Source organism: Alteromonas sp. G5_S2_22_S1 (genome assembly GCF_054968525.1).
This window is the reverse complement of the sequence record NZ_JBQKUJ010000009.1, coordinates 95,644-115,340: the sequence shown is the minus strand read 5'-3', so window position 1 is coordinate 115,340 and position 19,697 is coordinate 95,644. Positions and strand designations below refer to the sequence as shown.

Annotated in this window: 13 protein-coding genes, 1 pseudogene and 1 riboswitch; of the genes and pseudogenes, 9 read left to right on the top strand and 5 right to left on the bottom strand. The window is 46.3% G+C overall.

Annotated features, from left to right (window positions below):
• Positions 1 to 233 precede the first annotated feature (233 nt).
• Positions 234 to 1,649: an MBL fold metallo-hydrolase RNA specificity domain-containing protein gene (locus ACTRWF_RS11500; RefSeq protein WP_071952594.1), complete on the top strand. Its 1,416-nt coding sequence runs from the start codon at positions 234 to 236 to the stop codon at positions 1,647 to 1,649.
• 28 nt (positions 1,650 to 1,677) lie between these two features.
• Here the strand turns inward: ACTRWF_RS11500 and ACTRWF_RS11495 are convergent, their stop codons facing one another.
• The gene (locus ACTRWF_RS11495) at positions 1,678 to 2,235 is read right to left on the bottom strand and encodes a YceB family lipoprotein (protein ID WP_015067993.1); all 558 of its coding nucleotides are present in this window, start codon (positions 2,233 to 2,235) and stop codon (positions 1,678 to 1,680) included.
• Positions 2,236 to 2,572: 337 nt separating this feature from the next.
• A riboswitch (yybP-ykoY riboswitch) is annotated at positions 2,573 to 2,715 on the top strand.
• A 40-nt stretch (positions 2,716 to 2,755) separates the two neighbouring features.
• Between ACTRWF_RS11495 and ACTRWF_RS11490 the strand changes: the two genes are divergently transcribed.
• Together ACTRWF_RS11490 and ACTRWF_RS11485 are read left to right on the top strand one after the other, a co-directional pair.
• A complete protein-coding gene (locus ACTRWF_RS11490; RefSeq protein WP_015067992.1) occupies positions 2,756 to 3,313 on the top strand; it encodes a manganese efflux pump MntP in 558 nt (185 codons plus the stop codon).
• 215 nt (positions 3,314 to 3,528) lie between these two features.
• Positions 3,529 to 6,684, top strand: a complete 3,156-nt coding sequence (locus tag ACTRWF_RS11485) for a WD40/YVTN/BNR-like repeat-containing protein (RefSeq protein WP_015067991.1) — start codon at positions 3,529 to 3,531, stop codon at positions 6,682 to 6,684.
• Between the two features lie 151 nt (positions 6,685 to 6,835).
• Here the strand turns inward: ACTRWF_RS11485 and ACTRWF_RS11480 are convergent, their stop codons facing one another.
• Positions 6,836 to 8,998: a TonB-dependent siderophore receptor gene (locus ACTRWF_RS11480; RefSeq protein ID WP_462835580.1), complete on the bottom strand. Its 2,163-nt coding sequence runs from the start codon at positions 8,996 to 8,998 to the stop codon at positions 6,836 to 6,838.
• 286 nt (positions 8,999 to 9,284) lie between these two features.
• On the opposite strand from ACTRWF_RS11480, the pseudogene ACTRWF_RS11475 reads away from it, so the two are divergent.
• Positions 9,285 to 11,159 (top strand): annotated as a pseudogene (locus ACTRWF_RS11475) (TonB-dependent receptor plug domain-containing protein).
• Positions 11,160 to 11,232: 73 nt separating this feature from the next.
• Positions 11,233 to 11,715: a DUF6314 family protein gene (locus ACTRWF_RS11470; protein WP_020744218.1), complete on the top strand. Its 483-nt coding sequence runs from the start codon at positions 11,233 to 11,235 to the stop codon at positions 11,713 to 11,715.
• A gap of 18 nt (positions 11,716 to 11,733) precedes the next feature.
• Here ACTRWF_RS11470 and ACTRWF_RS11465 read toward each other — a convergent pair whose 3' ends face one another.
• The 3 genes from ACTRWF_RS11465 to ACTRWF_RS11455 all read right to left on the bottom strand — a co-directional run bounded on the left by ACTRWF_RS11465 (position 11,734) and on the right by ACTRWF_RS11455 (position 14,029).
• Complete coding sequence (locus ACTRWF_RS11465; protein ID WP_012519674.1) at positions 11,734 to 12,597, bottom strand: EamA family transporter; 864 nt, start codon at positions 12,595 to 12,597, stop codon at positions 11,734 to 11,736.
• A gap of 71 nt (positions 12,598 to 12,668) precedes the next feature.
• Positions 12,669 to 13,538, bottom strand: a complete 870-nt coding sequence (locus ACTRWF_RS11460; RefSeq protein WP_020744217.1) for an MIP/aquaporin family protein — start codon at positions 13,536 to 13,538, stop codon at positions 12,669 to 12,671.
• Between the two features lie 299 nt (positions 13,539 to 13,837).
• Positions 13,838 to 14,029: a hypothetical protein gene (locus ACTRWF_RS11455; protein WP_015067986.1), complete on the bottom strand. Its 192-nt coding sequence runs from the start codon at positions 14,027 to 14,029 to the stop codon at positions 13,838 to 13,840.
• A gap of 234 nt (positions 14,030 to 14,263) precedes the next feature.
• On the opposite strand from ACTRWF_RS11455, the gene ACTRWF_RS11450 reads away from it, so the two are divergent.
• The 4 genes from ACTRWF_RS11450 (at position 14,264) to ACTRWF_RS11435 (ending at position 19,697) form a co-directional block, all read left to right on the top strand.
• Positions 14,264 to 16,207, top strand: a complete 1,944-nt coding sequence (locus ACTRWF_RS11450) for a TonB-dependent receptor domain-containing protein (RefSeq protein WP_462835579.1) — start codon at positions 14,264 to 14,266, stop codon at positions 16,205 to 16,207.
• A gap of 227 nt (positions 16,208 to 16,434) precedes the next feature.
• Entirely contained in the window at positions 16,435 to 17,577 is a 1,143-nt protein-coding gene (locus tag ACTRWF_RS11445; RefSeq protein ID WP_462835578.1) for an HmuY family protein, read from the top strand.
• Positions 17,578 to 18,534: an ABC transporter substrate-binding protein gene (locus ACTRWF_RS11440; protein WP_462835577.1), complete on the top strand. Its 957-nt coding sequence runs from the start codon at positions 17,578 to 17,580 to the stop codon at positions 18,532 to 18,534.
• Positions 18,535 to 18,536: 2 nt separating this feature from the next.
• Positions 18,537 to 19,697 carry an iron chelate uptake ABC transporter family permease subunit gene (locus ACTRWF_RS11435; protein WP_462835576.1) on the top strand — a complete coding sequence of 387 codons (1,161 nt, stop codon included), beginning with the start codon at positions 18,537 to 18,539 and terminating at the stop codon, positions 19,695 to 19,697.

The window sequence follows — 19,697 nt, the reverse complement described above, 5'->3', positions numbered from 1 at the left end:
CGTGATTATTCCCATTGCTTATTGACCAAGAACAAGGAAACCAGCATTTATGCATTGTACTCTTATCTATACGTTAATGAAGGCGCGCAAAGCCGAATTACGTTAGAAACTGGAAGCGCCGAATAATTAACACTGCAAAATACACAACGGGTAAGCAAGGGATAATGTAGCGACGCTAATCATATCAAACGCGAACCGACGAACATGACGCTAAGCGTCTATAGGAAACGGGTATGGCAACACTAACTTTTTTAGGCGCGGTGGAGGGGGTGACAGGATCTATGCACCTACTAAAAACTGAGCATAGTACTTTGCTTTTAGATTGCGGTCTGTACCAAGGTAGGCGAGATGAAGAAGCTAAAAATCACGAGCCTCTACCTATCGATGTGAGTCAAATTGACGCTGTTATTCTATCCCATGCACACCTAGATCATTCTGGCCGTTTACCTATTTTGTTACGAGAAGGGTATTGCGGGCCTATTTACATGACACGGCCGACCGTTGAGCTAATAGAAGTGCTGTTAAAGGATGCGGCTTCTTTACAAGAGCGCGACGCGGAATGGGAAAATAAACGCCGCCAGCGCTCGGGTAAACCGCTCATCGAACCTTTGTACCGGCAAGAAGAAGTGGACGGCGTTATGAAGCAGTGTAAATCGACTCGCTATCATACCAAACGTAAAATCACGCAAGACGTTGAAATAAATTTTGCCGATGCGGGGCATATTCTGGGTTCAGCGATAGTGGAAATATTTATCACTGAAAATGGGCAGAGTAAAAAGTTGGTCTTTTCTGGTGACCTTGGAAATTCACAGGCTGCATTACTTCGCGACCCAGATATCGTTACTGAAGCCGATGTGGTACTTCTTGAATCTACCTATGGTGACCGCAATCACCGTTCAATGGAAGAGACGCTCGATGAGTTTGAACAGGTTATTCTTGAAGCCAGTGAGAATGGCGGCAACATTCTTATTCCATCATTTGCAGTAGGGCGTACCCAAGAGATAATTTTTCGCCTGGGCGAGCTGTATCAGCAGGGCAAACTTACCCATCAAAAAGTGTATTTAGACAGCCCTATGGCCATTGCAGTTACGGAAATTTACCATCGCTATCAAGATGTGTACAACGAAGAGGACTTCGACGCTATTGAAGAAAGTGCCGAGCGAGCACACAGCCACAACCAAAGCTTACACTCCTTGTTGCCTATTTTGAGTTATACCACCTCTACAGAAGAATCGATTGCGCTTAATAAAGTGGTGAGTGGCGCAATAATTATCGCCGGCAGCGGTATGTGTAACGGCGGGCGTATTCGCCACCACTTAAAACAAAACCTGTGGCGCAAGCAATCTCATGTGATTTTTGTTGGCTTTCAGGCCATGGGCACGCCGGGGCGAAAAATGGTAGATGGCGCAACGCGTATCAAAATGGCCGGAGAGGATATTGCTATTCGCGCGCAAATCCACACCTTAGGTGGGTTTTCTGCCCATGCCAGTCAATCTCAGCTTATCAATTGGCTATCGCATTTCGAAAAGACACCGAAGATATACTTGGTGCATGGTGAAGAGGGCGCTAAACAAGCCTTGTGTAGCGCCATTAAAGAAAAGGGATGGGAAGCAACAATACCTCATTTGAACGAAACATTATCGTTCTAAACCTTTGTTGTAGGTTAAGGCTCAACGCTTACTGCTTGGGTCTTAACGCAAGCTGACCGTTCTCTACGCTCAACTGCAATGGCACCGCTGACAGTAAGCTAACGGCTTTATTGGTAGAATCTAATCGGTAAACTGGGTTAGTCGACAAGTACCCATTAATAAGCTGCATAAACTCGCCGCTCACCGGGGCTAGGTTACCTTTAAAGCCGCCCGCATCAATGGTGCTGTCAAGCAGCGATAGCGACCGCACAAAAATCGCCTTTTCTTCGCTATCGTAATAAGGCGTACCTTCTAAAGACAGACTGACTTTAGCCGGATAGTTCAAACCAAACGCGCTCACGCGAGCTGTAGCAATAGCGCCTAACTGCACCACGTCTCTGCCATCTGGGCCTATGGTTGCGGTCATATCCTCAACATCTAAAAACAAAGGTATACCGGCAAGTGATGTCTTTTTTTGTAATGTACTTATCTGGCTATCAAGCACTTGCTCTAGTTCAGCATTAGATACGGTATAAACCGATAGTTGAGAAAGGGTGGCGCAGCCAGCAATAGTTAGAGCAAAGGCTAAAGAAATTAGACGTAGCATAAAAATTATCTCTTTTAATGAAGTAATGCTGATTTACACAACGCTAGCGATAAGTGTTGACGCTGTAACAACTAAGTAGCTCTCATTGTAAGGGCTGAGACGGGATATGCACAACGAAATCGTTAAAGCGCTGAGGCAACGCCGTATTTAGACTAGCTAGACCTCTTTTTGCTCTGGATATTGCTATCAAAGAAATGCATACCCTGACATTACTAATATTAAGGTTGCTTGAAGAAAAATGCGCCAATCAAAGGCATAGACATCTCGCCATTTATATCTCAACGTGGGCATTTTGTCGCAATCAGCTTGATTAGTTGACAGCAAGGGTTTTATATTTGCACTCTTCGTTGGGGAGTAGCCTGTTTCCGTTTCTAATGGAAAAGTTTGTATCAACATAATTGGTCACATTACCATGGTACAAACACCTCTTGGTTGGCGAGACCATCGATAATTCCATGCCTAAAGGTCAGGCGTGTGGTTTTATCGTGGACTCAATTAGCCTGGCCGGAGTTTCAAAACTATGAGTATCTTCGCTCTCATCTTGCTCGCCTTTGCCATGTCTACGGATGCGTTTGCCGCGGCAATCGGTAAAGGTGTGAAAATCAACCGCCCTCGCTTAAGCTTTGCCCTTAAAATTGGCCTTTTGTTCGGAACGATAGAAGCAATAACACCATTAATAGGCTGGCTGATTGGTCGCGCAGCGTCTTCTTATGTTGAGGCGTGGGACCATTGGATTGCGTTAATTATTCTTTCTGGATTGGGCGTCTATATGCTACTTGAGAGCTTCCAACCCGCAGAAGAAGAGTCAACGTCTCAACAACAATCCTTTATTTTGCTATGTATTACTGCCCTAGGCACCAGCATAGACGCCATGGCGGTGGGGGCGAGTCTTGCGTTAATTGATGTGAACATTGCGATAGCCTCAGCGTTAATTGGCGTTGCGACGTTTTCGATGGTTACCATGGGAATTATGCTGGGCAGCGCTTTAGGCACACTGATTGGCAAACGAGCAGAGGCATTTGGTGGAATTGTGCTTGTTTCGGTAGGTGTTTGGATCTTCGCAAGCCACACACTTTAGTTTTCTATAGACGCAACTGCCCTGCCGTAGCGCAGTTGCGTCATTAGTTTCCAGCAGCGGTGTAAAAAGACGCCGCATCCAATATTTCGTTATTCCTATTCCCTTTCTATGAACGTTTAAAGCGTTTGTATAAAAACTTTTGCCATAACGCCTTCAACAAAGCAGTATAAGAAGTTCTTCTTATTAAAAATAAAAAACACAACAAGGCACTTTCTATGGTTTTACAGAAACTGGTTTCTCGGAAAATGGTTGCGGCTTTTGCTATCTGCGTAAGCGCACTTTCTAGTTTCTCGCATTCTGCATTCGCACTTGAAGATACGGTTAGCCCTGAACTTTTCGACAAAATGGAGTATCGCTTCATTGGGCCTTATCGCGGCGGGCGCTCGGTGGCGGTCACTGGGGTTGAAGGTAATACCAACCTTTATTTTATGGGCACCGCTGGTGGCGGTGTGTGGAAAACCGAAAACGCGGGTTTATCGTGGAAAGCTATATCCGATAAAACATTTAAAGTAGGCAGTATTGGTTCTATCGCGGTTGCGCCTTCAGACCCTAACGTTATTTACGTAGGTACTGGTGAAGGCCCTATTCGAGGTGTAACCACAAGCCATGGAAAAGGTGTTTATAAATCTACTGACGGCGGTGAAAACTGGAAGCTGATGGGGTTAGATAAACGGGGTCAAATCCCTAAAATTCGCATACACCCCACTAATCCTGATATAGCTTGGGCGGCAGTGCAGGGCAATATCTGGGGGCCGAATGAAGAGCGCGGTATATTCAAAACGACGGATGGCGGCGAAACATGGCAGCACGTATTAAAAGTGAATGCCGACACAGGCGCAGCTGATTTGGCTATTGACCCAACCAACCCCAGAATTCTTTATGCGAGCATGTGGCATCACGGCAGAACGCCTTGGTTTATTAAATCAGGCGGTGAAGGCGGTGGCCTTTATAAGTCAACAGATGGCGGTGAAAACTGGGACAAGCTAGAAAAGGGCCTGCCTAAGCTTATTGGTAAAGTAGGTGTTGATATTGCTGCGTCTAACCCAAAGCGCCTCTACGCCATTATCGAGGCTGATGAAGGCGGTTTATACCGCAGTGATGATGCAGGTAAATCATGGGAGCTAATGAACGGCGACAATATTCTTAAAGCTCGCGCGTGGTATTACAACCACATTAAGGTTGACCCGGTAGATGAAAATACCCTGTATGTGATGAATGTGCAGCTGCATAAATCCATTGATGGCGGCAAAACCTTCGAAATTAAATCTCTGCCCCACGGTGACACCCACGATATGTGGATAAACCCGGAAAACAGCTTAAACATGATCAACGCTAATGACGGTGGCGCAACGGTTACCTTCGACGGTGGTGAATCGTGGTCAAGCATTTACAACCAGCCAACGGCGCAGTTTTATCGTGTAATCACTGATAACTTAAACCCTTACTATGTGTATGGCGGCCAGCAAGATAACTCAACTATGGCAACGCCGTCTGAAACCTGGGGTGACGGTATGGGTATAGAAGATCAGTTTGCTGTTGGCGGTGGCGAAAGTGCGCATATTGCGTTTAACCCTGACGATCCAACGCTTATTTACGCCACTACCATTAATGGAACACTAACCGAATACAACCGCGATACCGGGCTTACACGTCCCATCATGCCTTACCCTGAGTATGTGTTTGGACGCAATGCGAGGGATCAAAAGTACCGCACGAATTGGAATGCGCCAGTGCTGGTTTCAAAGCACGACCCTAGCACGGTGTATTACGGCACGCAGATGATTTTAAAAACCACCGACCGCGGTGTAAATTGGCAAGAAATCAGCCCAGACTTAACCCGTAACGAGCCTGAAAAACAGGGGTTAAACGGCGGGCCGATTACCAATGAACAAGCCGGGGCTGAATACTACAATACGGTTTTCTATATTGCTGAGTCAGCGATTAACAAAGGCGAGCTTTGGGTTGGTGCAGATGACGGTAAGCTTCATATTACGCGTGATGAAGGTAAAAACTGGAAAGATGTTACGCCACATAATAAAGAAGCGCAGGTTAATGCTATTGAGCTAAGCCCTCATGCACAAGGCAGAGCTTACGTTGCGGTAGCAGGCTATAAGTTAAATGACTACACACCTTACATCTACAAAACCGATAATTACGGCAAGCGCTGGAAGCGTATTGACGAAGGGCTCCCTGAAGACGCTTTTGTACGTGTTGTGCGTGAAGATACAGAGCGTGAAGGGATGCTGTTCGCGGGTACAGAAAGCGGCATGTTTATTAGCTTCGATGACGGCAAACACTGGCAAGAGCTAGATTTAAACCTTCCGCCGGTGTCGATCACCGATATGCAGGTAAAGGGTGACGACCTGGTTGTTGCAACGCAAGGGCGAGGCTTTTGGATTTTAGATGACATTAGCCCCCTGCGCGAAGTGCATAAGTCCCTTGATGATGAAGCGCTATTTCAGTTTGAACCGGTTGATGGCGTTCGCTTGTTATCTGGCGGCGGCATGACCGATCAGCCACAAGCGAAAAATCCACCGCGTGGCGCGACTTTCCGCTATTACCTGAAAGATGCATTAGAAGAAGACCAAACGCTACGCATTGACATATTTAATGCAGATAACGAGCTGGTTCGCACACTGTCATCAGCACCGAGTGCATTTGAGAAATGCGCGAAAGGTAACGAAGACGTTCGCAGCCCTATTAAATTTAAACACCCATCGACCAAAGCAGGGTACAACACGTTCGTGTGGGACCTTCGCCGTGAGCCACTAAACTGCATTGAGAATGTAAAACTGTTTGGCGGTTGGAAAGGTGCTCGCGTGATGCCGGGCGACTACAAGGCGAAGATCACCGTGGGAGAACTTGCACAAACTCGTGCGTTTAAAGTGCTTCCAGACCCAAGAGAAGAGGCCGACAAAGCGCAGCTTCAAGTGGTTGAAAAGAGCATTCAGGCAACAGAAACCTTGTTAAACGATTTGTTTGCACACTTGCAAAAAGCCCGTGATGTGCGCGCGCAGTTGAATGATGTTTCGGAAGATAACGTCATGCTGGCAAGCGATGTGTCGGCGTCAATCGAGCGTATTGTTAGCGCAATCGACGACTGGGAAGCATTAGTTATACAGCCTAAACATCAAACCTTTGAAGACGATATTAACTGGCCGAATATGCTCGACAGACAAGTCCGTTTCTTAATGGATAACTTCGACAGAACGGGGGCGCCTGCACAAGCCGGCGCACTAAAACGATTGAAAGACTTAGAGGCAAAGTGGCAGCAATATAAAGTACAGCTAGAAACCTTGTTTGGTGAGGAAGTGAAGCCGCTTAATGAAAAGCTGTCAAAGCAAGGCGCGTTTGATTTAGAGCGTTTGTAGCAAGGCGAGCGAATTTTATTCTTGCTGAAGCTATAAAACTGAAAAGCCGGAAGTGTGATTAAGACACTTCCGGCTTTTATTTACGGTTTTAAACCTGCATCTAGCGCAGTTGAAAAACATTACTCAAACAAAAAGTGTTCGCAATGAACCGCTAGAACTGATACCTAACGCTTACCGTATAGTTAGTCGGTGAACCCGGCATGATCCAAAGCTGGTGGTATGAGTTCTCAAAGTAATCCCTGTCGAACAGATTGTTCACGTCAAACCTCATAGAAAGCGCATCGCTAATATTCACCGACCCTGCAAGGTTCACAAGGGTGTAAGACGGCAAAATGAATGTTGGATCGGTGGTTTGTCCTAAGCGGTCACCCACGTAACGCATGGTCACACCAAAGAACGCTTCTTTTTCAAATACGCGGGTGAAATGGTTAAGCGAGATATAACCCGAATGCTTGGCAATATTGATTAAGCGCGACCCTTTTGGAATAGGCACGCCAAAATCTAAGTCATTCACTGCTTTCGCGGTCTTAGCGTCGGTATACGCATAGGCCATATCAAGGCGAATGTCTGAAGTAAGGTCAGTCGTTAATTGAAACTCAATCCCTTGGCTTTCAACTTCACCGAGCGTCGCTGAAAAGCCAGTGTTAGGTTCAGCGGTTAGCATATTGGTCTTTGCGGCATCAAAAATCGCAATGCTGCCTGAGAACATATCAGCAACGTTTTCCCACTTCGCACCTACCTCAAAAGAGGTGGTCTCTTCAGGGTCAAAGGCGTTGCGGTCTGAATCAAGCCCTGGATTGGGTCTGAAACCTTCTGCATAGCTCGTGTATAGACTTACAGCGTGATTGATTTCATACACAAAACCGAAGCGTGGCGTCACTTCCGTTTGGTCTTGTTCTTGCCCTTCTTCGCTCAGCTTATTAAAAATGTCTTGCTCGAACTTGTCCACACGAAAGCCGACTAAAAGCTTGGTGGCATCGGTAAGTTCTATAACGTCTTGTGCATAAAATCCTAACCCTTTTTGCTTTTCGGCGGTGAGTGTAGTGGGCGTCACCTCAGGTCTAAAAATAGTGTAGTCTGGGTTTTCAGGGTCGATACTATACGTGGTATCACCCGCGCCCCACGCCGTGCGCCAACGACGATAGTCTGTATCTATGTGGTAGTTGTAGTAGTCCAAACCAAATAAGACGTTGTTTACAAAGCCTGCCACATCCACCACGCCACTTAATTCAAAGCGTAGCGATAAGTCTTGCGCTTGATAGTCGCGGGTTCGTCGCTGCCTTGAAAGTACAGATGGGTCGGTATACAAAATCTGACGACCTTCCGATAGTTCAGTATCTGAAGACTGCCCTTCAAAAGAAGAGTCTCTATAGGCGAAGCCACTGAGTAAATGCCAGTTGTGATTTAACTCGTGATTTAACACTAGCTGATGTCCAAAGGCTTTAACTTCATGGGCACCGTCTCTGATATCACCGTAAAAGTCTTCGGCATCTACAGCGTCAAAGTTGTTATTTAAGATAAATACACCGCGATCAAGAGGCTTTTCCTGATCTAAGATTTCCATCTGATAACTTAAGCTGGTGTGATCAGAGAGGTTCCAAATAAATGAAGGGTTAAGGTTTAAATTCTTGAAAAACACGTTATCGCGATAAGTATCAGAGTTTTCGTACGAACCGTTAACGCGATACGCCATATCTGAACTAATGCCGTTCGTATAATCGAACTCTACGTGCTTCTTATCAAAATTACCGACGGTGGCTTGAACGTAGCCTTGCTCTTCAAACTGCGGTTTTTTGGTGATGATGTTGATGGTACCGCCAGGCTCGCCTTGCCCATAAAGGACAGAGCCTGGCCCTTTCATTACTTCAATAGTTTGAACGTTAACCGTACTTCTATTGCCGCTGTAGCCACGTACGTTAAAGCCGTTTATCAGATACCCCGACGGATTGTTTTCATCGCCAGAAAAGCCACGAATAGCAAAGCTATCGAACATACCGCCCGAGTTGTTTTGCCTTACGATAGTCGGCGCAAAATCCAGTGCATCGATGAAGCGTGTGATCCCTTCATTTGCTAATGTATCGGCGGTAATTCGGTCAGTTGCTTGCGGCGTGTCGATAAGCGGTACGTTACCACGATAAGGCTGAAAGTGTCTTTTCACTTCGATGTGCTCTAGTTCATCGTGAGCACTTTGAGTTAGAGTACTATCACTTTGCGCAGCGGCATTCACCGATAGTCCAACTAACGAAAATAAAAACGGTATTTTAGAGTTAAGCATAAGAAGGTTTAACGAGTCTTCAGCAGGGTTTGTAAACATTGGTGGTGTTATGTTATCTCATTTCTTTTGGCAAGGTGATTTATAGTTGGAGACTGGTCTAAACTCAGCGAAGTGACGTTTTCCTATGCTCACATATGCTATACACTTCGCGACCTTATTTAAGCGATAAGCCAACACTTAACCATAAATTACACTACGCACTATAAACCGACGTAATAAAAGTCTGTATCGGTGATAGTACGTGTTACGCACCTGCAAATGTCAGGTGTCTGAAAAGCGTTTAGCGTTTGTGAATATGAACTAGCACTAGGAACTAGGACACTCAATGTTTCATAAAACATTTCCTCTATTTTTATCTGCGCTTCCTTTATCTGTTTTCGCAACGGAAAACGTAGATGTTATATCTACAGAAACGGCTGAAGCGAACGTCGAAAAAATTACGATTGAAGGGGCGGCGACTGCGAATAACAAGCCGGTTGGTACGTTTAATTCACCCATTTCAAATTTGGAATACGACCCGCGGGTAGATTTGCAATCAAGAAACATGGCCGAAGCACAGGCCGATGTCACCATCCGCGGTGGTATCTTCGAGAACACCGGCTTTCGAGTGGGAAGCGCGACGCTTATCGACCCGCAAACGGGACACTATTTTGCCGAAATTCCTATTGCGCCAGAAATGTTGACTGAGCCGAGTATTTTTACCGGTGTTGATAACGCGCTTTATGGTGTAAATAGCTCTGTTGGTACGGTGTCTTACGGATGGCGACCTATTCAAGAGGCGGGCAGTGTATCTGTTGGCGTGGGCAACAATAACTTCAATTTGCAGCGCGTTCACGGCGCAGTAAAACAACAGCTTAAAAGCTATCCAGCATGGTCTGTGGGTGTGGAAGGAGAGTATTCTCGCTCTGAAAGCGATGGCACTATTGCTAATGGTGATCACCAATTTGAACGCGCGTCAGGTCGCGTTCAGTTAGCAAGCGAACGTTCGCAAACCGACTTGTTTTATGGTTATCAGCAAAAGTTCTTCGGTTGGCCTAATTTGTATACGCCCTTTGACGTTAACGAAACCGAAGATATTGAAACGCGTTTGGTAATGCTAAATCATAAGCAGCGCTACGGTGAAAAGGGTAATGAAAGTGCCTTTGAGGTATCGGGTTATTACAGGGAAAACGATGACCACTATGTATTTTCGCGCGAAAACCCAGAAAGTTTTCAGGCGTTTCACGAAACGCAGGTAAAATCACTCGCGCTTTCTGGTACTCACAACCTCTCGCCAGACTTTGGTATCAACTACTCCGCGCAAATTACTGCAGACGACATTGAATCGACCACGCTAGAAAATAACTTCACTTCCCGCGACTACTACAACATTAGTGTGGTGCCAGAGTATCGTACCCAGCTAAACACTAAGGAGTCGATTACCGTACGCTTAGGTGGCGCGTTTGATGATACTAATCGCGATGAAGATCGGCTGTCTTTTGTGGGCGATATTAACTGGTACACGCAAACTGGCGATAATGCCTCGCGAAATTTATATCTTTCGTATGCAGAAGCTACACAAGTGGCCGGCTATACTGCAGTGGGCGGCAGCACCACGAGTGGCTTGTTCAGGAGTAACAATCAGCTACAGCGAGAGGTGAGTAAAAACCTCGAGCTTGGCGCGTCGTTTGATGAGCAATCATGGAAAGTTGATACCGCCGTTTTCTATCGCTGGGATAACGAGCTGACCGACTGGACTTACAGCTTCGATTCCACCTCGGCACGCAGCGCAAACCCCGTAGATATTGAGACGCTAGGGTTTGAACTAATTGCGATTAAGCGCTTTGATAATGCGGATGTGGTTGCCAGTTATACCTATCTAGATAAGTCGGAAGACTACGGCATTGAAGGTGTGGATGCGAGTTTTTATGCGCTTAACTACCCACCGCATAGAGCAACCCTTGGACTGGTGTAGTTTGCAACTGATACGGTTGAGGTTCGCATAGACAACGAGTGGCGCAAGCAAGAAACCAACGCGCTTAGAAACGGTAGTGATTCGGCATTCTTCTCTCACGTTACACTCACCTATTCACCGGCTCAAATTGAAGGGTTAAACCTAGTACTGGCAGTTGATAACTTTTGGGATGAACGATTTGAAGAAATTCCCGGTACGCCAGGGCGGGGCGAACAGTATTCGGCTACCGTGACCTATTTTTGGTAGTAGGGAAGTACGCTTATTGTAAGTGCTTACTATTGCTTGGTCTGATTAATTATGAAGTGATAGGATGTATTATATGACAGGCTCTAAGGTGTCATCTAGCCCCAGCGTATCGACGTTGCCAGCGCCTTCTAAGGGCACCGCGAATCTTGACGACTTCGCAGGGCGCTGGCATTTGCGTCGGAAAATTATCCAGCAAAACGGGGATACTTTTTCGTTTGTTGGGACAGCTGCTTTTTGTTGGGAGCCTGCGTGGGAGAAACCGACGCTGAATTATTACGAGCAGGGCGAAGTAACCGCGCCAAATGGAAACATTATGCCTGCCGAGCGCCGCTATTTTTGGCAACAGTCACAGCATGGTGTGTTCGATGTTTTGTTTGACGATGAACGTTATTTTCATACATTTAGTGCGAGCAACCCGAATGCCGAACACTTATGCGGCGATGACAACTACGTAGTGCACTATGACTTCGCAAAGTTGCCAGTGTGGCGCTCAACATGGCAGGTCAAAGGGCCGCGCAAAGACTACACCATGATTAGCGAGTATAGCCCTGCGTAGAGTCGGCTTTGTTGAGGCTTAGAGCTGCTTCTGTTTCTTGCTGTATTGATGAGACATCCAAAGCGCAATGGCAATGATGGCACCGCCAAGAAATAGGCGAGAAAAGTCAGTGTCTTTTTGCCAAAGAAGTAAATTAACCACAAGCCCTGCTGGAATAAGCGCGTTGTTCATGATGGCTAATGTGCCTCCTGATACTTTCAGCGCGCCTTGATTCCAAAAGTAATACCCAAGCCCCGATGCCACGATACCTAACCACAACAATATGCCCCACTGCTGAGCATTCTGCGGCAGTTGGCTAGTGTTACCAAAAATGAAGAAAGCAGGTAGTGCTATAGCCAGTGCGCCTAAATAAAACCACGCAAACACGTTGTGATAGGGCACTTGTGTTTTGAAGGTGGAGGTGAGTTTTTTATAACCCACCTGTCCTAGCGCAAAGGAAAGGTTAGCACCTTGAACAACGGCAAAGCCAAACCAGTAATTATCGCTAATGCCGTTAAAACGAATAATGGCAGCCCCTGTGGTAGCGATAAGTGCACACAACAAGTAAAACGGGGTGAAGCGCTTAAAGAGTGCGTCGTTTAAAATGGCTACGTAAAGCGGTGTGAAAATGGTGAAAAGCAACACCTCTGGCACGCTTAAAAACAAAAATGCGTGATAAAAGAAGATGTACATTAACCCTAACTGCACAGCACCTAAACTCGCCAGGATCGCCTTTTGTTTAAGGTTTAATAATGCCGGCTTAAGAAAGGGAAGGAAAACCAGTGTGGCGAGCACAATGCGTGTCAAAACAGCAAAATAACTGTCTACTGAGCCTGCTAAAAATTCGCCAATAAGCGAAAAGGAAAATGCCCAAAGGACAGTAACTGTTATTAAATAAAACACGCGCTATGCTTCTTTGTAAATTCAACTGCGGCGTAAAATAGGCCATTGCCGCTCGTATATCAACAGTCAGCTTACCCTCTATCAAAACTCTCTTGAGAAGTTTGTGTAACAACGGAAGTTTCGCAATCGCTAGGAATAGTACAGGCGCGACTGTCTTGGGAAAGAGAGCGACCTATTAATACAGGGTAAAGCCAAGCGCCAAAGCATGCACCACATATAGGCGCAATAATAGGTACAATAAAGTAAGGAGTGGCTTTCGCGCCGGAGAGCGCATGCTCCCATCCCGCAATATAGGAAAAGAGCTTTGGACCAAAATCGCGAGCTGGGTTCATGGCAAAACCGGTCAACGGTCCTAAAGAGGAACCAATGACAGCGATGACAATACCAATTAGTAGCGGGTTCATGGCTCCACGTGATGCACCGTTGTTTTCATCGCCCAATGCCAGTATTGCAAACATCAACACTGCAGTGATAACGAATTCAACGCCAAAGGCACCCCAGAATGAAAGGGCTTCGTGAGGAAAAGTAGAAAAAATGCTGGCGGTCGCCAGAGCCTCTACACTATCGCGTGAAAGGTTGTGAGTAAGTTCATAGTCTGTAAAAAGTTGATGATATAAGCCGTAGATAAGTGCGGCAGCAGCGAATGCTCCCAGAAACTGAGAAAGGATGAAGGGGCCTACTTTGTGCTTTTCAAAACCATGAAAAAGAGCAAGCGCAATGGTTACCGCAGGATTAATATGTGCACCCGAAACTCCAGCAGTACAATAAATGGCAACAGCTACGCCAAACCCCCAGACAATACTTATTTCCCATTGACCGAACGAAGCACCTGTTAATACCAGTGCTGCAACTGCACCAACACCAAAGAAAATTAGAATCGCCGTGCCTATGAATTCAGCAATACACTGGCGGAAAAGCGTTGGTTCCGTGAGAGGTAACATAATTCATCCTTTAAATCTTTAACCAGTACAACGCGCTGTGCAGAAAAAGAAACGACAGAGTTATGTTAGGGAAAATGAAGGCAGAAAAGCGTTTTATGTTGCGCAATATTGCACTAACTGTTCATCTAACTAACAGGCCGTTTAGTTCTTATTCTGACGCAACTTCCCATGTACATTTAATTGGGACGTATCATAAAACGAACATAAACGAACTGCAAGTGAGCAAAAACGAATATTCATCATTCTTGGTATTGCTATAGCGCTCTTACTTGAAGGCAGTGAACACTGTAAACCTTAGTCTAGTGGAATACGGACAACCCTGTACTGGGGCTATTATTTTTGGTGTCGCTATCAGCTTTTAACTCTCCAGCTTCCTCAACCAGTGCCGTCATAGCGTCAATAATATCGAGAAAGCTTGTTAGCTGCTCTGGTGTTAGGCCATTAGACAAATTTTCGATTTTATTGATAAGTTGTTTAGTAGGTAGGCGCATAGTGTCAAAATCCCGTTGTTGTTACCTTAATATCTACTTTGTAAATCAATTATCTTGCCAAGTTTGTTTACTCCTCGATTTCTTTTTTCACCCTCTAAATAGCATTTTAAAAGTCTTATTTATTAGAGGCTTAGACATTTTTCATGAGAGCGGTTAACAATTTTCCTTGCAAAAAGGTTTTAAATAAATAAGATCAAACGCAAATCATTATCATTTGCATTAAAAGAATTATCAATGAAACGAGCCCGCTTTGACCCTTTCTTTGTGGTAGCCGCTAGCCTTCCTTTGTCTTTTCCAGTATTAGCAGAAGATGCCCTTGAGCGCGTTGTGGTGACAGGTACTAGGACACCTAAACTATTGGCTTCTTCGCCCGTAAAAATTGATGTAGTAGATAAAGCGGAGATTGCGCGACTAAGTAAAGGTACCTTGCGCCAAGTGCTTGAGGTGATGCCGGGCGTTGTGGTGAGGCGAAGTCAAAAAGACGGCTACAACGTTCAGCTAAACGGGTTCAATGGCGATCATGTGTTGGTGTTAATCAACGGCCAGCCCATCATTTCTCCCACAGGCTCTTCCGTCGACCTTGACCAAATTAGCGTTGCCAATATTAAACAAATTGAAATAGTGCGTGGCGCGGCATCAGTACTTTACGGCAGCTCTGCCATGGGTGGTGTTATCAATATCATTACCGAGAAGGTGGAAGGGTCGCAGTTTTCAGCAGACTACGAGGCATCATACTTTACCGATGATGCAATTGAAGGTGATGAAATCGGGCACACGTCTAGGATAACTGCTGCGAAAGCAATTAGTGATTGGCAGCTTGGCATAACGGCTCAGAACATTACCAACCCGGGTTTTGATTACGACGGCGAAACTACATCACAAGATGGAGGCGCGGTAGACAAATCCTTCGTGCAAATGTCGTTATCTACATTGATAAATAGCGTGAGCGTGCAATACAAGGGGCAGTGGTTGGATGAACAAAAAGACAAGCCTCAATCATCAATACCCGGTCAAGCCACTATCATCAGCTACCTTTCTAATGTTACCCAATGGCAGCATGATGTCCGCTTAGAGCAACAATACGATTGGCATATCAATACGCGCTATCTTTCACATAATGAAGAAAGCGGTAACAGCAACGGGTTGCGTCAAACCGATATCCAGCTTGCGGAAATGGAAGCGCAGAAAATTTATTCCACCAAAGATATTGAGTGGGTAGGCGGCGTTGTTTTACATGGCGACTCGCTGGACCAGCTAAACCTCAGCACGGGCACGGTTGAAGTTGATGATGTAAGTCGTGAAAGTGCCGAGCTCTATTTACAAGGGAACTGGCAGCAAAACCACACCCAGCTTTTAGCGGGCGCAAGAATACAGAACGACTCTGATTTTGGCTGGCATACTGCGTTTAAAGCAAGTGCAAGCCAGTCGTTTAACGCTGAGAATACTTCTTGGCAACTTCGTGCTGGCGTGGGCAGCAGCTATCGCGTGCCCAACCTTAAGGAGCGCTATTACGTATTCGACCACAGTAACTTAGGTTACATGGTGCTTGGCAACGACGCACTTACGCCTGAAACAGCGCTAAATGCTAACGTAGGCACAAACCTTAGATTAACGCCTACCAAAAGTGACTGGTTATATCAGGTCGATATTAACCTTCATTACACCAAAGCTGATGATTTCATTACCACGGCGGTAGACGTGGATGCATCGCAAGACGCGGGTTTGGATATTTCAGTCTATCAGAACCTCGATGAAGCCACCCTGTACGGTGCTGATTTAAGCGCTAGCGCGCAAGATGACAATTGGCAGTGGCAATTGAATTACAGCTACCTAGTTTCCGAAGACGGCAGTTCGCAGCGCTTGCCTGAACGTCCTACCCACTTAGTTAAAGCGTCCGTTACCTATCAGTTTAGTCATACCGACACCAGTCTACAGCTTTACGGTGTGCATGAGGGAAATGTGTCACCTTCTATTGGCTATAACTCAATAGCGAAAGATAGCTTTACCACGCTAAACGCGGTCGTACAGCACCAGTTCACGCCTCAGTGGCAAGCGCGCCTCGGACTTGAAAACCTTACCGATGAACATCGCTCAACCGAGGCACTTTTAGCGGGGGCTTTCGACGCTAGACCGATTGCTGCAAGGCGATTGTATTTGGGCGTGAGTTACCAGTATTGAAATAACCATAAAACGAAAGCACTGACATAGAAAAAACGTTTGAGAACAAAAAAACACCTAGCGACAGACATCAAACTGACAAGGCGCCACTTTCAAAAAAAACGGCCCCAAAAAAATCGGCCCAAAAAAAACGGCCCAAAAACTTAGGTTAAAAACCTAGACCAACAAATTAAACCAATAAATAAAACCCGCTGCTTAACACAGCGAATTTAAAATAAGGAAAACACATGAATAAGACCTATTTAGCGTTATTGCTTGCTATGACATTCGGCCTAACTGCGTGTGGTGGCTCAAGTAGCGATGACACCCCAGTTGAAACACCTGATGAAGTAACCGATGGTAGCGGAGGTTCAGATGATGGAAGTTCTGACGGTGGAAACGAAGAAGCAACCATTTATGGGCCGTACAGTACGGGCTCGACATCAGAGCCTGTTGCAGTTTACTTTGACTTAGATACACAGACGCAGCTTACGCTTACCGATGAAGAAGCCGCAACGGATACCACATGGGATATTGGTTTTAAACGTACTAATGTGTTCTTAAATACGCATCAAGACACGCCAGTAAGCCTTTATTTTACTGGAAATAACAGCGACTTTTATGATGATACTGGCGCGCCAGCATCTGAACTGTTCCTAAATGCGACCGCAGACAGCGAACTAGACGACTACTTGGCTGTTACTCAAAGCGATATCCCAGAAGCTGAAGCGTTCAGCACAGATACAGAAACCCAAGTCATCGGCGATACCTTTTACAATTACGACTTTACCACTCACGTAGTAACGCCAAATGAAGAGACGTATTACATCGTGTTTTCAGACAGCAACTACACAAAATTTCACGTTACCGATATCGTCACTGAAGGGCGAGGTATTGGTGAAATAACCCTTGGCGTTATGCACCAAAGCGTTCTTGATGGGCAAACTACCTTTGCCGAAGAAGTCGCGCTGACCCTTGATGCGGTAGGTTGTAGCGACGCTGTCTACGTAGATTTTGATTTGCAGCAGGTGGTTACACAAGCTGACGGCTGGGACCTCACTATTCCGTGCGCAGACGGCGCGGGGGAATTTGCCCTGACTATTGCGGATGACGCCACTGTACTTCGCACCGATGCACAAACGTATAACGGCGTGGACACAGAAGCGGCGCAGTATTATGGCTTCAGTGAAGAGACGGTCAGTGAGTACGCGATGAGTACGAACAACTGGTATTTCTACGACAGCACCAGCCACTTACTTTACTCACAGTTTGGGGTTTATTTAATTCAGGCTGGCGACACCACGTATAAGTTTCAAATTACCAGCTATTACGATGAAGAGGGTACATCAGGTGCCTATAGCTTCCGCGTTGACCCTGTGACCGGAGAGTAAATGATGCCGCAACACACACTCTCATTTTCTTCAATAGCCGCAAAAGCTATTTCTACGGTGATGGTAGGGTGGTGTTTGTTTGCTGTAGGGGCGTTTAGCGCCCCTTTAAATGAAACGCAAACTGCGCCGCCTCGAATAATCACTGCTGGCGGCAGTATCACCGAAATTGTGTTCGCGTTAGGGCGAGGCGACTGGGTAATCGCGACCGATAGTACCAGTATGTTTCCACAAGAAGCAGCAAGTTTGACTAAGCTTGGGTACTTTCGTCAGCTTAGCACGGAAGGGGTATTGGCCCAGCAGCCCACAATGCTATTAGGAGCTGAGGCAGCAGGCCCAAGTGTTGCGCTTGAACAAATAGCCCACGCCGGCGTAGACGTTACTACTTTTGAAGTGGATAAAAACCTTAGTGGCTTGAAAGCCTTGGTGCTAGACATTGGCAAAAAACTTGCCTCTAGCGAGCAGGCTATTGAACTAATTCACCATATAGAAAAGAAGGTAGAGCAACAAAAAGCGCGGTACGCCGATAAAACCTCTGCGTTCAACACGCCCATCAAAGCGCTCTTTGTGGTGGCGAACAATGACAGAGGGATAACGGTAGCTGGTAAAGATACCGTGCCTCAAGCGCTATTCGATACTCTTGGTATCGTTAATATTGGTTCAGCTGTGGAAGGTTACAAAGTGATGGATGCAGAGTCTGTGCTTATGCAAAACCCCGATGTTGTAATTGCAGCAGGGCACATGCTTCGTGGCAAAAGTGCGAAGGAGGCCCTTTGTACACATCACGCGTTAGCTGCCACGTTTGCTGGTAAACATTGCCTAGTTGAAGCCATGGATAGCAGCATAAGCTTGGGCCTTTCCCCGCGCTTTCATGTGGCGCTTCAGCATGTTGCAGAGTATGCAGAAAAAGCCATTGAAATTAAGCAAACGCAAAAAGCTGCTTATAGTGGAACGAGTTAATAATGCAGTTATCTTCCGCAGCTAAGCACAGTGATAACCCAAGCGATTACCCAAGCGGTAACCTAGGCGATAACCCAAGCGATTACTCATCGGTGCCTGTGGTACTTCAGCTTATTAATGCCCGCGCACAGCGAAAACGTATTGGCATGGGAATACTGCTCTTATTGCTGTTGACCTGTGCTTATGTGGGGTTAACCCGCGGCAGTTTACCAATTGATATTGAACAGCAACTTAGATACTTCATTAGCGGCGCAAATACGGTAGAAAATACGTCAGCAAACACCACCCATTGGTATGTGCTGTCTGAAATACGGCTGCCGAGGGTGATCATGACTATGCTGATTGGCGCGCTGTTAGCCGTATCTGGCTGCGCCATGCAGGGTCTAGTGCGCAATCCGCTCGCCGACCCTGGCTTAATCGGTATTGCCGGTGGCGCAGCCGCCGCCGCGGCGCTGAGTATGACCATTGTGCCTCCACTTCTTCCTGCACTTGAATCGGTATGGGTAGCCATGTGGGCGTTTGGTGGGGCACTACTATCTGTATGGACGGTCTTACGGTTTTCAAATGGTCCGCAAGGTGTATCGGTGGCAGCACTTATTTTGGCAGGGGTAGCCATTAATGCGTTAACCGGCACAGTCATAGGGGCTATTAGTTACGTGGCAAGCGACGATGCGCTTCGCCAAATAAGCTACTGGACTATGGGGAGTTTAGCCGGAGCAAGCTGGACACTTTGTGGTCTTATTGCACTTGCTGGGCTTATTGCTTTTACTGGTCTTATGAAGTCACGCAATGCCCTTAACTTACTGGCACTGGGTGAAAAAGAAGCAGCCTACATGGGGCTAAATGTTACCCGCTATAAACAAAGGGTTTTATGGTTGGTGGCGTTTTCCGTGGCATTAGCGACAGCGCTGTGCGGCATTATCGGCTTTGTTGGTCTGGTGGTGCCTCATATGTGCAGGGCAATCTTTGGAGTAAATCACCAGGTTCTAATTCCTGCCAGTGCGCTAACAGGGGCGCTATTATTGATAGTCGCCGATACGCTTGCGCGAACGCTGTTTGTGCCTATGGAAATACCTATTGGTATTGTTACCTCTGCAGTAGGGGCGCCATTTTTCCTTTACTTACTGTGGCAGCAGCGCCGTATATTTAGTGGTGGGGTGTAG

Bases quoted from the DNA above. Each gene is read 5' to 3' on its own strand.
- ACTRWF_RS11485 (WP_015067991.1), top strand. From the start codon at position 3,529: ATGGTTTTACAGAAACTGGTTTCTCGGAAAATGGTTGCGGCTTTTGCT.
- ACTRWF_RS11450 (WP_462835579.1), top strand. From the start codon at position 14,264: ATGAAACGAGCCCGCTTTGACCCTTTCTTTGTGGTAGCCGCTAGCCTT.
- ACTRWF_RS11455 (WP_015067986.1), bottom strand. From the start codon at position 14,029: ATGCGCCTACCTACTAAACAACTTATCAATAAAATCGAAAATTTGTCT.
- ACTRWF_RS11470 (WP_020744218.1), top strand. From the start codon at position 11,233: ATGACAGGCTCTAAGGTGTCATCTAGCCCCAGCGTATCGACGTTGCCA.
- ACTRWF_RS11500 (WP_071952594.1), top strand. From the start codon at position 234: ATGGCAACACTAACTTTTTTAGGCGCGGTGGAGGGGGTGACAGGATCT.
- ACTRWF_RS11480 (WP_462835580.1), bottom strand. From the start codon at position 8,998: ATGTTTACAAACCCTGCTGAAGACTCGTTAAACCTTCTTATGCTTAAC.
- ACTRWF_RS11445 (WP_462835578.1), top strand. From the start codon at position 16,435: ATGAATAAGACCTATTTAGCGTTATTGCTTGCTATGACATTCGGCCTA.
- ACTRWF_RS11495 (WP_015067993.1), bottom strand. From the start codon at position 2,235: ATGCTACGTCTAATTTCTTTAGCCTTTGCTCTAACTATTGCTGGCTGC.
- ACTRWF_RS11490 (WP_015067992.1), top strand. From the start codon at position 2,756: ATGAGTATCTTCGCTCTCATCTTGCTCGCCTTTGCCATGTCTACGGAT.
- ACTRWF_RS11440 (WP_462835577.1), top strand. From the start codon at position 17,578: ATGATGCCGCAACACACACTCTCATTTTCTTCAATAGCCGCAAAAGCT.
- ACTRWF_RS11435 (WP_462835576.1), top strand. From the start codon at position 18,537: ATGCAGTTATCTTCCGCAGCTAAGCACAGTGATAACCCAAGCGATTAC.
- ACTRWF_RS11460 (WP_020744217.1), bottom strand. From the start codon at position 13,538: ATGTTACCTCTCACGGAACCAACGCTTTTCCGCCAGTGTATTGCTGAA.